Source organism: Vibrio sp. ArtGut-C1 (genome assembly GCF_002105475.1).
GTDB lineage: Bacteria > Pseudomonadota > Gammaproteobacteria > Enterobacterales > Vibrionaceae > Vibrio > Vibrio diabolicus.
In genome coordinates this window covers 1-12,667 of record NZ_NCTH01000058.1, presented here as the reverse complement: position 1 = coordinate 12,667, position 12,667 = coordinate 1, and the positions used below count along the sequence as shown (strand labels likewise).

General features: G+C 58.6%; 15 protein-coding genes. 6 read left to right on the top strand and 9 right to left on the bottom strand.

The window, feature by feature from the left end; all coding sequences use genetic code 11:
• Nucleotides 1-168: 168 nt before the first annotated feature.
• From B7360_RS24090 to B7360_RS24075, 5 genes are all read right to left on the bottom strand, one after another.
• Nucleotides 169-1,260, bottom strand: a complete 1,092-nt coding sequence (locus tag B7360_RS24090) for a replication protein RepA (protein WP_085344856.1) — start codon at nt 1,258-1,260, stop codon at nt 169-171.
• A gap of 60 nt (nt 1,261-1,320) precedes the next feature.
• Nucleotides 1,321-1,536, bottom strand: coding sequence for a chromosome partitioning protein ParB (locus B7360_RS24085; RefSeq protein ID WP_085344855.1), 216 nt, complete (start codon nt 1,534-1,536; stop codon nt 1,321-1,323).
• Between the two features lie 16 nt (nt 1,537-1,552).
• Nucleotides 1,553-2,191, bottom strand: a complete 639-nt coding sequence (gene parA, locus B7360_RS24080) for a ParA family partition ATPase (protein WP_085344854.1) — start codon at nt 2,189-2,191, stop codon at nt 1,553-1,555.
• A 76-nt stretch (nt 2,192-2,267) separates the two neighbouring features.
• The gene (locus B7360_RS25110) at nt 2,268-2,420 is read right to left on the bottom strand and encodes a hypothetical protein (protein WP_164673247.1); all 153 of its coding nucleotides are present in this window, start codon (nt 2,418-2,420) and stop codon (nt 2,268-2,270) included.
• Entirely contained in the window at nt 2,417-3,031 is a 615-nt protein-coding gene (locus B7360_RS24075; protein ID WP_254048154.1) for a recombinase family protein, read from the bottom strand. The genes B7360_RS25110 and B7360_RS24075 overlap by 4 nt, the downstream gene beginning before the upstream one ends.
• Before the next feature lie 201 nt (nt 3,032-3,232).
• Here B7360_RS24075 and B7360_RS24070 point away from each other — a divergent pair, with 201 nt between their 5' ends.
• Both B7360_RS24070 and B7360_RS24065 read left to right on the top strand, forming a co-directional pair.
• A complete protein-coding gene (locus tag B7360_RS24070; RefSeq protein WP_085344853.1) occupies nt 3,233-3,520 on the top strand; it encodes a CopG family ribbon-helix-helix protein in 288 nt (95 codons plus the stop codon).
• Nucleotides 3,517-3,804 (top strand): type II toxin-antitoxin system RelE/ParE family toxin, encoded by a 288-nt coding sequence (locus B7360_RS24065; RefSeq protein ID WP_216819548.1) that lies wholly within the window; start codon nt 3,517-3,519, stop codon nt 3,802-3,804. The genes B7360_RS24070 and B7360_RS24065 overlap by 4 nt, the downstream gene beginning before the upstream one ends.
• 75 nt (nt 3,805-3,879) lie before the next feature.
• On the opposite strand, the gene B7360_RS24060 is transcribed toward B7360_RS24065, so the two are convergent.
• From B7360_RS24060 to mobQ, 3 genes are all read right to left on the bottom strand, one after another.
• Nucleotides 3,880-4,209, bottom strand: a complete 330-nt coding sequence (locus B7360_RS24060; RefSeq protein WP_085344852.1) for a hypothetical protein — start codon at nt 4,207-4,209, stop codon at nt 3,880-3,882.
• Nucleotides 4,210-4,223: 14 nt separating this feature from the next.
• Complete coding sequence (locus tag B7360_RS24055) at nt 4,224-5,141, bottom strand: S1C family serine protease (protein ID WP_085344851.1); 918 nt, start codon at nt 5,139-5,141, stop codon at nt 4,224-4,226.
• A 272-nt stretch (nt 5,142-5,413) separates the two neighbouring features.
• Complete coding sequence (mobQ, locus tag B7360_RS25160) at nt 5,414-7,429, bottom strand: MobQ family relaxase (protein WP_216819547.1); 2,016 nt, start codon at nt 7,427-7,429, stop codon at nt 5,414-5,416.
• Between the two features lie 216 nt (nt 7,430-7,645).
• Here mobQ and B7360_RS24035 point away from each other — a divergent pair, with 216 nt between their 5' ends.
• Genes B7360_RS24035 through B7360_RS24025 form a run of 3 tightly spaced genes read left to right on the top strand, consistent with a single transcriptional unit; the run spans nt 7,646 to nt 10,886 of the window.
• Complete coding sequence (locus B7360_RS24035; protein ID WP_085344849.1) at nt 7,646-7,957, top strand: hypothetical protein; 312 nt, start codon at nt 7,646-7,648, stop codon at nt 7,955-7,957.
• A 35-nt stretch (nt 7,958-7,992) separates the two neighbouring features.
• Nucleotides 7,993-10,518 carry a type IV secretory system conjugative DNA transfer family protein gene (locus tag B7360_RS24030; protein ID WP_085344848.1) on the top strand — a complete coding sequence of 842 codons (2,526 nt, stop codon included), beginning with the start codon at nt 7,993-7,995 and terminating at the stop codon, nt 10,516-10,518.
• 8 nt (nt 10,519-10,526) lie between these two features.
• Nucleotides 10,527-10,886 carry a hypothetical protein gene (locus B7360_RS24025; protein ID WP_085344847.1) on the top strand — a complete coding sequence of 120 codons (360 nt, stop codon included), beginning with the start codon at nt 10,527-10,529 and terminating at the stop codon, nt 10,884-10,886.
• 129 nt (nt 10,887-11,015) lie between these two features.
• On the opposite strand, the gene B7360_RS24020 is transcribed toward B7360_RS24025, so the two are convergent.
• The gene (locus B7360_RS24020; protein WP_085344846.1) at nt 11,016-11,966 is read right to left on the bottom strand and encodes a DNA-binding protein; all 951 of its coding nucleotides are present in this window, start codon (nt 11,964-11,966) and stop codon (nt 11,016-11,018) included.
• Between the two features lie 181 nt (nt 11,967-12,147).
• Here B7360_RS24020 and B7360_RS25105 point away from each other — a divergent pair, with 181 nt between their 5' ends.
• The gene (locus B7360_RS25105; RefSeq protein WP_164673246.1) at nt 12,148-12,432 is read left to right on the top strand and encodes a hypothetical protein; all 285 of its coding nucleotides are present in this window, start codon (nt 12,148-12,150) and stop codon (nt 12,430-12,432) included.
• Nucleotides 12,433-12,667: the final 235 nt, after the last annotated feature.

Here is a 12,667-nt window from a genome sequence, read left to right as displayed (position 1 = left end):
GGCGATTTAACGGAGCAAGGGGGGGGCGATTTAACGAGGATTTCCAGCAAAGGGGGGGGCGATTTAACGGAGCAAGGGGGGGGCGATTTAACGAGGATAACTTTTTGAAATAACAGGGTTTTCCACAGACGGAACAAAACCCCGGCATGTAGGCCGGGGTGGTGGGTGTCATCCCTTGTAGGGGATCGGGGGCGGGCTAGGCATAAGTAAGAGGCCGCCATTGACCTGCTTAACTTTGGCGTCAGGGTAGACCATCTGAACCTTCCGAAACTGCGGCACGAAAGCGTCTTTGAAATTTTTGTCAGCTTGCGGGCCGGTGTACTCCTGGGCGAACTGCTCTCGTAGGCTTCGCCAGTGCAGTATTACCGGGCGGCCCTCGATCCGGTGCAGTCGGTGAGCCAACCAGCAATAAATATCTAGTGCCAGGGCTGAGCCTGAAAGGGCGTCCAGTGCTCGGTTATCCAGCGGCACCGGGCTTTCCATTAGAATGTTATAGAAGCTATCAGACAGGCGCAGGGTGCCAGGCCATAGCGGGCGCTGTTCGCTGTCCTTATCGTTTATCCAGGCGTCGAACTGCTCCACTGGCTGAGCATTCCAGGTGCGGCCCTTGAAGCCCATCTGCAGGCGGCAGGCGGCCAGCGCGTGCATTTGAGTGCGCAAGGTCTTGTATCGTGCCCCCTGATCATCTTTGCCCATGAAGCGTAGAAACTCGGCGGCACTCTCGCCTATCGGGATCTCAGCGGTCTTGTGGCGAACGGCATAGGTCGTCATCCAGGCCAGCGCGAGGCGCGGGAGTGCGCCGTAGGGAACAGGCTGCTGTACCGGCCCTTTGCCCTCGTCCAGCAATCCGGCCTGAACGTGTACCCACGCATCGCCGGAACGGCGAAGGAAGCTATCACCGTTCTTCACTTTCGACCGGGGCAAACCCACTTGGCACAGAATGCCGTGATTAAACGCTAGGTCGTTGCCTGTGGGCGGCGTTTCCATGATCTGCGCTGACGCATCAATTAGGGCAATATCGGCCTTGGTGGGCGCTTTACGGGCCTTCTCGGCTGCCTTCTTCGTATTGGTGCGACGTTTGGCGGGGGCTTTCTTGGCCTTCTCCTGCTTGCCCGGGGCCTCGGCATCGCTCACCCCTTGGGCGGGCGGCAGCAAGTAGCCCTCGGCTGTGCGGCGGGCCACGTCGAACGCCAGGTCGGGGTCTACACCTTTGGCAATTAGTCGTTGTCGGTACTCTAGTTCGTTGAATTCTTGGGTCATGCCCCCTCCTTTTTAGCCGCTAAACTCAAAGGAGAATTAGCGCCTATACTCCTAAACTCATTAATTCACCAATGATGCGACATACTCGGTCATAAGCTCTTTGATGGTCTTGCCCTGCTGCGCGGCGTAGATTTTCAGCTTGGTATGCTGGTCTGCCGGAAGCTGGAAATTCACACGCTTCATTTCGACTTCATCGGACAGGCTCGCCAGGGTGGCGGCCTTGTTGCTGCGGGTGCTCGGGCGACCTGCTGAAAGTGTATTGCTGCCTTTGCTCATAGCGTCATTTCCTCACTTACTCATTTATCAGCATTTGCTTGATTTCGGTAGCCAGGGCGCGAACCTCTGCCGCTGCGTCGCCGTTAGGCTCCGACTCTAAAACGGTAATGCCTGCGGCGGCTGTGCCTGGGTAGCTCACACGCTGAGTAATCCGAGCATCCAGCACCGGCAGTTCATACCCGGCCAAGGCTTCGGTAACTTCTCCACCAATACGAGTGCCCTTGATGGCCCGCGATACGACAAAGGCCGCTTGTAGGCGTCCGTCTGTGACCTCGATGCGCTGTTTGACCAGGTCTACCAGCTCCGCCGTGGCCCAAATGTCATAGGGCGACGGCTGCACCGGGATCAGCACCAGGTCAGCGGCTTTGATCGCCGAAACGGCCAGATCGGCAGCTTGGGGCGCACCATCAATCACCACAAATTCGATCTTGCGGGCGATGTTCTTCACGTCGCGGTCAATCGTTGGGCGGTCGATACCGACAACTGTTAGCGGGTGATCCTCTCGCACTGCGGCCCAATCTCGGGCGCTCCCCTGCGGGTCTGAATCGACTAGTAGAACGTCCGAGCCGTCGAGCTGGAGTGCTCGGGCTAGGTGCGTTGCGATAGTTGTTTTGCCTGAACCGCCTTTCTGGTTCAGGACGGCGATTACCTTCATAACCCCTCCTTCATAAGTGTATAACTTCAAATACTCATTAAATTATGCTCGAAAAATTCAAATGAGTAAAGGTGTATTATTGTTTTTTATCACGCTTCCGTCGGGCCAGCTCAGCCCGCGCCCAGGCTGACGCCTCGGCCATGTCTCGGCGCAATTCGGCTTTCTCTTCGGGGGTCAATGGACGCACGGCGGGGCCGGTGTCCTGGTTCTTCTGTTCCTGGTCACTCATGGCGTTGGCTCCTGCTTGTTGAAAGCCCGGTATAGGGTCGAGCGATGCACACCCAGTAGGGCCGCCGCCTCCTTCACGGTACGGCCGTCCTGGTCAACGAGGGCGCGAGCGTGGGCGATCTGCTCTGGGGTGAGGGTAGGGGGCGGGCCGAACTTCACGCCCTTGGCCTTGGCCGCCTGGCGTCCGCTCCTGGTGCGGTCGATGATTAGCGATCGTTCAAACTCGGCAATGCCCGCGAACACGGTTAGCACCATGCGCCCGGCGGGGCTGGTCGTGTCGGCCCAGGGTTCGGCCAGGCTGCGAAGGCCCGCGCCTGCCGCCTGTATCTGCTCGGCTATGTCGAGCAAATCGCGGGTGCTACGGGCCAAACGGTCGAGCCGCGTCACGGTTACAACGTCACCTGATCGCAGGTGATCCAGTAAGCGAGCCAGCTCGGGCCGGTCGCGGCGTGTGCCGGTGATCTTCTCGGCAAAGAGCCGAGAGCACCCGGCGGCGGTCAGCTCGGCCCGTTGGTTCGCTAGTTCCTGGTCGTCGGTACTGACCCGGGCATAGCCCAGCAACAGGCCGCCGGTCATCAGGTCGAGGGTGCCGGGGTCGTGTTCGTGTCTCATGGTGTTATGTCTCCGGTTATGGTCGCTAGTTTGCTCCATTATGCGACTAAAACCAGAAACACGCGAACACTAGGAAACACGGGGGCGATTCAGGGCGGGGGAAGTGTCGCGCAAGTTAGGACTTACGCGACGGTGTGTAATAGACGGGAAACAACCAAAGTGCTACATTGTACTTAGTTTGTAACACATGAGGACACAGCCATGAGTGAAGCAACCTTCACCTTCCGGGTCGATGATGCTTTGAAAAGCCAGTTTTCCCAAGCCGCCAAATCCCGCGACCGTAGCGGGGCGCAGCTCCTTCGGGACTTCATGCGGGAGTTCGTACAGCAACAGCAAGAAGCCGCAGAGCATGACGCCTGGTTCCGCCACCAAGTTCAAGTTGGTCTGGATTCCGCTAATTCTGGCAACTTGGTACCAGCTGCTGAGGTAGAAGCCAAATTTGCAGCCCGTCGGGCAGCAACACGCCGTCGGCTTGAAGCTTCAGAATGATGGAATTGTTTTGGACACCAGAGGCGATACAAGACCGCGACGATATTTATGATTACATCGAAGCCGATAACCCCGCCGCCGCCCTGGCCCTAGATGAGCTGTTGTCAGAAAAGGCTTCGCGCTTGGTCGATCATCCTAACCTTGGAAGGCTTGGCCGCGTGACTGACACCCGCGAGCTGGTCGCGCATCAAAACTATGTTCTAGTCTATGACGTGGCTGGGGATCAGGTTCGCGTGCTGCGAGTCCTGCACGCTGCTCGACAGTGGCCGCCGACCCGTACCTGATAAAAATCCGTCGATTACACACCAGACATAAAAAGGGCGGCCACTTGGCCGCCCTTGTTTTATCCATTTAGTCCGTTATTGCTCTAGTTTCAATTGCTCGGCTTTGGTCTGAGCCAGTGCCGAAAGGGCCATGAAGCGGCCCAAGGCTAGATCGTGTCGAGCACGTAGGCGCTCGATGCGGGCTTGTAGGGCGTCCGCGTTGTCCTCTGTTACCTCGATGGATTCCAGCGCGGCCAGCTCGGTGCCGATCTGGTCAACGGCACGGCTGTAAGCCTGGTACTCGTCACCGACGAATGAAAACACCTCTTGCGGTGTAGGCTCTGGCACGTCTGCCGCCGAAGCCATTGGAGCCGCTACGGCCATAGATAGGAACACGATTGAAACGATAGATTTACGATTAAACATAATGAATACCTCAGTTATTTGTTGTTGGTTACTGTCTGAAATTCCGCCACGTCCAGGACGCGGCCAACGGGTACGGCGTGATTGAATGAGCCATTACCGAAGCTCACCAGGCCGACCGCTTCCCCCCTGGCGTTAAACACCAAGCCGCCGGAGTTGCCGCCTGTGATCGGGCCAGCAATTTGCAGCATGGTCGCCGGGGCCACTGGCCCAGATGCCTTGCCGTAGCGGCTGACCAAGCCAGCCGAAAGCGACCAGCTAAGGCCCTGGGGTGCGCCGATGGTTGCCACGGCCTGTCCTTGTCGTGGTAAGCCAGGTGCGACCGTCACCGGCTGCACTGGCTCGCCCTCGATGCTCAACACGGCCACATCACGGCGGCGGTCTATCGTCATCACTGTGGCCCGGCGGCTTTCACCGTTCGCCAGCCTGACGCGCACCGCTTCCACGCTGTCGAGAACGTGGGCGGCAGTGACGACCTGGTGGCCGCTGCCAATCACGAAACCGGCGCCGCTTGTTTGCCACTCTCGGCCCTGGTCGTACTCGTCCCAATCGTGCAGCCAGGCGCGGACCTGGGTTAGCCAGGCTGTCGCCTGGTTGGTTTGAACGCCAGGGATAAGGGCGGCGCGGTTCTGGCTACCATCACCGAACGGGGCGGGCATGGTGGACACCATAACCACGGACGGCATGACGTTGGCCGCTACGGCTGACCAATCGACGGCAGCGGAATAAGGCCGGGTGTCCAGTTCGACCGGCACCGGGGCCAGATCGGCTAGGCTGTCGCGTCGTTCTTCGTCCGTGAGCCGTTCTTGTGCGGCGGCCACGGCGTTGACGTTGGCTTGTGTGGTTGCCAGAGCATACCCGGCAAGGGGTAGGGTCACGCCTGCGGCCACATAGGCCGCCAGGGCGGCGCGTCGCCAGGTCTTAACGCTGCTCATAACGTGCGCCCTCCTGGTCTATCAGGCCACGCATTTGCAGGCGCTCGGCGGTCTGGTCGCCAATGCGTAAAACGCGGGTGTGTTGGTCGTAGGCGGTCTGGAGCATCCAAACAGATAGGCATAGGCCGAAAGTGGCCAAAACTACGATATATCGAAATCTCAATAGATCGCGCCTTACAGCGCGGGTATCATTGCGTTTAGTCATAATTCACCTCTGTGCAGGTGGTTGTGATTAGGTGAGCTGGTACGGTTGCCGCCGTCCAGTTCACCGCCTAACGTCCGCGGCTGCGGTCGTTGTCCCGATCCCGGGCGGCCTTCTGCTTGAAGCGCTCTAAAATTTCGCGCTTCTTCGCTTCTTTGGTTTGGTCGCCCTTCTCGTTATCGCTGTTCAACTCCTTAGCAACTGCCGACGATTGGCCCTTAATGGTCTGGTTTTCGTCGTGCTGCTGCTCGGCGTTGTTCTCGTTCTGCATCATTGCTTGACGGCCTGCCTTTTCAAGCTGTTTACGCTCGTTAGCGTCGGCCTTCTGGTGATTGCTCTCGATGCGTTGTTTCAACTCCTCGTTGGTTTCCTGCTTCATATCGCGTTCCTTATGTTTGCCTTGTCGGCGTTCTATCTTCGCCCGCTGCTCGGCAATGCGGGCGGCCTTCTCTCTCTCAATGACCTGTTGGAAATTGGTTGCCAGTTCTGGCCGTGCTTCGGTGGCCTTCTTCTCGGCCAGGCGTTCGCCTCGGGTCGGTTGCTCATACGGGCCAGCTTTGCGCATGTATTCCCCGATAAGGTTCACGCGCCGCTGTAGCTGCGTCCATCGACGTTCGAGGCCGGAACGGACACCACGCCACGCGGAAACGGCTTGCTCGTGTGCGGCTTTCTTTAAGCCTGCAAACAGGCCGCGCGGTTCTTCCGGTCGGGTCTGTTCGTGGGCGCGTAGTTTCCCGTCCTGGCGTTCCATCTGGCCCGCCGCTTTCGCGTGAATGTCCTTCGCCCTATTCGCTATCAAAGTGAACTGGCGGGCCTTCTCGTTCTGCCATTCGCGCTTGATGGTTTCCGGGCTTGGATCGTTCGCGGCTTTCACTGGCTCGCGGTCGCTGACAGCCTCACGCAACAGCTTGGCGTTTAGCTCGCGCTGTACCAGCTTGCGGGTGTCCTTATTGGTGCCGGTTACATCATGCCCATCCCGTCGCACTGGGTTATGTCGTTCGGTTCGGTCGTGCTCCACGTTACTAGAAACATCACGCGGCAATAGCACTTCACCTCGGTTGGCGAAGCGAACCACACCGAGTTCGGACAGGTTCCGCAAACGACCTCTTGCGATGGCCGGCGGGACTCGTCCAGGGCGGCCAATGTTGGGCTTATTGGTGCGCTCGGTTCCTGCGTTATGGGTATCTGTTCGGGTGTCGTTTGCTCGGGCGGTGTCGATTCCAGTTCCCCTAGTAACTGCTCGATCTCGTCCATGTCCGGTGTCGTTGTTTCGCTCATGTTTTTCCCTCACTGCCTCGATGCGTTGACGCACTTCGGCCAGGTTGATGATCTGCGCGTTGCGCTCGGCAATATCGCGCCCCTTGTCTCCGCGTTCCGTCTGAATCCCACGCTTCTCCATCTGCACAACGTTCGGCCCCAGGTGGACAGTCGGCACCCGCTCAAGTTTGGCGGCCTGCTCGGTATCGCCGCGCTCGATAGCGGCGGCCTTTTGGGCTTCTAGTGTGCGATGGTCGATGCGCTCTTGGCGGCCCGCGTTTTCCAGGTGACGGTTAGACATTTCCGCCCAACGCTCACGCCAGTGACCAACCTCCCCGCTGTTCTTTGTGTCCAGTTCTCGGGTTTTGTCTTTGAAGCCTTCCGGCGTCAGTCTGCGGGTACTGCAAAGGATATGTGCATGGTGGTTTCTGTGGTCGCCTTCCTTCCCTGGCGTATGAATCGCAACGTCCACGGCCATGCCGTGACGCTGCACCAGTTCTCGGGAAAACTCGCGGACTAATTCTAGACGTTGCTCGCGGTTCAGTTCGTCGGGCAACGCCACTTCAAATTCACGGGCTACGGTCGAGTTTTTCCGCTTCTCGGCAAGCTCGGCAGCGTTCCAAAGCTCGGCGCGATCACTCGCCCACTCGGGCGCATTCTCTGGCGTGAAAATCTCGGTGTGCTCAACGCCACGGCGGCGGGTGTAGTCATGGACTAGCCCCGTCCGTTCGCAGGCAACTTTTTCACCCGAACGATAGGCAATAGCCGCCGTGGCCGAACGGCCAGCGGAACGGCTGATTGTCTTAACGCTGAGGTGATAAATTGCCAAGTCGTTGTGCCTCAATTTTAGCGGCTAAAGCCGCGATGGAGTTCAAACGCCAAACCGCGAAGCGGTGCGGAGGGCGTAGCCCGGAGTGATGGGGTTGTTAGGGCGAAGCCCTGACCGCACGCAAACGAAGTTTGCATAAGTGCGCCCTTCGTTTCACTCGGGTTGCATTATCCCAAACATCTGAGTAAAATTCAACCAATGTAAAAAGGAGGACGTATGAGTAAAAAGAACTCGGAAAAACTGGCCGCGTTGCTAGAAAAAGAAAACCAGCTAAAAGCACAAATACAGCAGTTAAAACAGCGTGAGCGTGAGGAAGAACGCAAGAAGGATACACGCCGAAAAATCCTTATCGGCGGAGCAATACTTGCGAAGGTGAAGCGTGGGGAATGGCACATGAACCAACTTCACGACTTGCTAAATGGCGAGCTGAAAGCAGACCGTGACCGCGACCTGTTCGACCTGCCGAAGTTGAACCAAGAACCGTCGAAAAACGAAACCGGCGATAACAACGGCGGCAACCGTTCTTAACGCCGCATTTATTTACCTGCACAGAGGTGATACCTATGTTTGATTTAGAGCTATTTTTAAAAAGGCTATATGCAGCAGTCGTGGGCATTATGTTTGCTACCTGGTGCCTTTCTATGGCGACCACAGCCCACGCCGCAACCTTCAACCGTTGCACACCAGATTCTAACGCCTGGCAGTTCGTCAGCGACCCAGATTCAAGAGCACAGGCCCAGCAGCGTGAAACGCTCCGCTGTGAGGCTGAAAACGCCGTGCTCGATGATTGGGCCGCGAAAATCACGGCCATTGAAAACGCCAGAGAGGCGATCGGCAACGCCGTCAATCGTGCCGATTGGGAAGCCTTCGCGGCGGCCCTGTCTGATGTAAAAACGCCCCTATTGGAAATGCAGCAGACGGCAAGCGACAACCCGAACGCGCCCGGCTCTGCCGCTTTGCGTTCGCTGTTCGGCCAAGACCTGAATTACTTTTTCCAGAATGCGGGCCTGTCGGCCCCTTCTTCGTTCGATGATGCACTAACCAAAATCGAGCAAGCCGCCACCACTCCCGGCCAGAATAGCCAGGCCGCAACGCTGGCAAGCTCGTTGCTGAATCAAGCCGTCAGCCGGGGCACTGAATTTGCCCGTGGTCTGAGCCGCGCAGCAGGCGACCAAGTGCGCGCAGAGACAAAAACGCAGCGTGAACAACGTGGACAAGAACGGCTCGATAAGCTCGGTGGTCGAACCGTTGAAGGCTATTTCAGCGGGTTCCTTGATCGCCTTCTAATGGTTTGGAAACCGTGGCTTGTCATGCTCATGGTTGTGACCTTCCTCGCGGCCTGGATCGGCATGAAACGCAAGGTTAACCCCGTGCTGGCCGCTGTCGCGGCGGGCGGGGCGTATCTGGTGCCGGGCACCGTCATGGCCGGTTCGTTCGTTGCTCTCCCGTTCCTGCCGTTTTGGTTCGTAGTTCCGGCCACATTGGCCGGGACGCTCGCGGTCTTTCTGTACGCCGGGCAAGTGTTCGACTGGCTGGCAGATCGTGCCGGTTCGACCTCGGGCACCGCTCGCCGCCTGCGTCTGATTGGTGGCGTGATTGACAACCTACGCGCCGGGCTTGGCGGGACGCCTCGGGCCGATGCCGTCAGCAGCATGGCCGCCGATAAGGCCACGCACGGTTCGGCCCGTTGGGGCACTACTGACGAGCTGAAGGACGCCGGGCACTTGGACAGCCGGGCGGCCCCTCCGAAGCAAGCCGGTCTTGCTCTAGCTCGCGTCAGCGATGCCCCGGCAAACCTCGACCAGCGGTTTCGTTATGTGGGCCATGTGGTGACGGTTGCGCCGAACGGTTCCGGTAAGGGTATCGGGGCCGTTATCCCGAACCTGTTGGAATATCCCGGCTCCTGCCTGGTGCTCGATGTGAAGGGCGAAAACGCCGCCGTGACCGCTCGCGCTCGCCGCGAACTTGGGCACAAGGTTTACCAGGTTGACCCGTTCGGGGTGAACGGTTCCGAGGGGGCCGGGTTCAACGTCCTGGATCGGCTCGACGTGCAGGAGGCCGATTGCGTCAGTGAATCCGCCATGCTGGCCGATTCACTGGTGATTTCGGACGCCAAGGGGACGGCTGACCACTTCGACGAGTCCGCCAAAACCCTGTTGCAAGGGATGATGTTGCACGTTGTGGCCGGGGACGATCCCGACCGCCGCAACCTGGGCGAAATGCGCCGCCTATTGACCGCCGACGAGGACACCTTTCTAGCCACTTTGGCCGAAATGGCCGCCGACGAATCCGCCGCGTTCGGTGTTCCGGCCAGGGCCGCGAATACCGTGATGGGCATGGCCGACCGTGAGCGCGGTTCTGTGCTATCGACCGCTCGCCGCAATACCGCGTTTCTGGACGATCCCCGCGTGGCGGCGGCCCTGTCGCGTTCTGACTTCGACCTATCGGCCATCAAGTCCGACTTGATGACCGTTTACCTGGTGATGCCTGCTAACAAGATTGCCACCAATGCCCGCTTTGTTCGTCTGTTCGTGGGTTCGGTGATCGCGGCCATTACCGCATCGTCACAGCAGCCGCCGCACCGGGTCGCGTTCATCCTGGATGAGTTCGCCCAGCTCGGCTACATGAAGCAGATCGAGGACGCCGTTTCGCTCATGCGTGGCTATGGCCTGGCCTTTTGGGTGTTCCTGCAAGACTTGTCCCAGCTCAAGGGCGTGTATCCGCGCTGGCAAACCTTCCTGGCGAACTCGGCTAAAACCTTCTTCGGGACGGATGACTACGATACGGCCAAATATGTGTCGGATTCCCTGGGCCAAGCGACCATCGAATACGAGACGGAAAACACGGGCAGCAATAGTGGCTCTGGATTCTCAAGCGGCGGCGGTTCCATGAACCGGGGCAAGTCGTCGGGCAGCTCCCAGCAGTACGCCGGGCGGCCCCTGCTCACGCCTGATGAAGTGATGCGCCTCGGGCCGGAACGTCCGGTTGTCCTGGTCAAGGGTGAATACCCGTACCAGCTCGACCGCCTTAACTACCTGTCGGATGCTGAGTACATCGGCAAAGCCGATCCGAACCCCTACCACAGCTAGGGGGCCGCATGAGCATCATTGCCGTAGCCATTCTGGTAATCGTGGGTGTCTGGTTGGGCCGTCGCCTGGCTCCGGCATTGGTGGGCGCTTTGTTTGTTGTGTTTGCCCCGCTCTGGCTCGTCCTGGGGTTTGCGTGGGATATGCTGCGCAAGCTCCCGGCGGGCCTGCAACGGCTTTCCCTAGCTGTCGCTCGGGCGGCTGGCTTCCTGGTTGTCCTGCCGCTGACACCGTTCATTTTCGTGTGGGCTTTCCTGGCTGAACTGTTCCGGCCAAGTGAGCCACCGGCCCCAGTGAAGCAAGCGACCCGCCGCACGGCGGACGTGATCGACCTGGCAACCGCTCGCAAGAAGCACCAAAAACGGCCTTAAGGGCCGCCCCTCAAGTGTCAATATCGCACTTTGTGCGGCCCCTCAAATGTCAATGAAAGCCGGGAAGCCCCCGGTTTTCTTGTATCTGGCTGCTGAAAATCAGCCTTTATTGACATTTGGGGGGCGGGTTCACTCTGCACTTTTCTTTTCTTTCGTTGGTTTGGCTTCTGATGGGGCAATACGAGCCATTAAGGCCGCGACTTGCTCTTTATAGGTGTCAAGCTGGCCGCCAAGTCGTGCGGCTTCCTCTCGGGCTTGTGCGGCCTCTTTCTGAACTTTTGCTAGCTCCTTGATTGCCTGCTTAGCTTCTTGGTTGGCCGTGTCGGCCTGCGCCTGAGCTTTCGCTAGGGCGGTGCGTTCCTGGTCACGTTCATTTCGTAGTTTCTCAATGTCCTGGTGTGAACTATCCAGTTCCTTGCGCAGCTCTGCCGCCTGCTTTTCTCCCTGGGCTGTTGTGGCCGCTGCTGTCGCCAGGTCAGCCCGTAACGCCTCGATCTGTTCGGCTCGGTGGTTCGCTTGCTCCTGGGCTTTGTCGCGCTCGATACGCAGACGATCTGCGTCCTTGTGTGCGTGATCCAGCTCGGTGCGAAGTTCTCCGGCTCGGGCCTCTGCGGTTCTGGCTTGTTCCTGGGCGGCTGCTAACTGCTGGCGTAGCTCATCTGTGGCCCGCTCTGCTGTTGTGGCTTTGTTGTAATACTGGTCACGACTCGCTTTCAGCTCTGTGATTTCGTCCGCCAGTTGGTCGGCCAGCTCGATAGCCTCGGCCTGGGCGGCTTCTTGCTCGGTTCGTCTGGCTTCCAGTGCTTCACGTTCAGCGGCCAAGCGGCTGTTTGACAGCTCCATAGCTGTAGCCCACACCTCGGCCCCTACGGCGGCCAAGCGGTCGTTAATGGTATCCGGGGCTGGTTCCTGGATTGGGGTTGTGTCGGTTTTCTGCTGGGCTTTCCATTCGTTAAGCACTGGGGAAATGGTCGAATAGCTGCCGCCGGTGATCTTGCGCACGGCATCTAGGGTGGGCCGTTGGCCCTCGGCGGCGATTTGGTCCGCTGCTTCTAAAATCTGCTCTCTTGAAACGGCCATGTTTGCATCTCCTGTATGAAATGTAGCATTGTAGTAAGTTGTATAATACTACTACATACTACAATTTACAAATCTTACAGTATTACAGTTCAGCCTCTCATGCGGGCCACCTTGTTGCCCGTCCTTCGGTTGAAACCGGCTTCCTGTGTGGCCCTCTGAGGTGTTTTTAGGGCTAGGGGGTATGCTGACCCCCAGACCTAACCCCTTTCGTTGCTCCTGCGGCTTCTCTGGCGATCCTATGGTTGTTCGTGGGCGCTGGTCGTGCCTTCCCTCTCTTCTTGGCGTTCAAACCTTCCACTGTCCTTGCCGTTGGCTGTGTGCTTCGACTTGGGCACAGTTGGTGCCGTTGGCTCGATCTCTTCCCTGTTTAACCTTTGCAGGCTTTCAAGCAGCTCCAGGGCATGAGTTGGGCGAGGGGCTGGCAGCGGGCACGATCAGGACGCGCAGCCGCGTAGCGGCTCGATAGCGGCCCTGTTGCGCCTCTGGCGCATCATCATCAGGCGGCCGAAGGCCGGGCGGAGCGAAGCGGAGGGTAGGCGAGCGCATAGCGCGATTTTTTGCGGCGTTTCAGTTTGCGCTGTTGTGTGAGTTTTCCACAAAACATGCCTGACAAACTACAGGTAATTTTTATAGGTATTTTTTATAGGAATTACCTTATAGGTTTAGGGGGGGGGCGATTTAACGGAGCAAGGGGGGGGCGA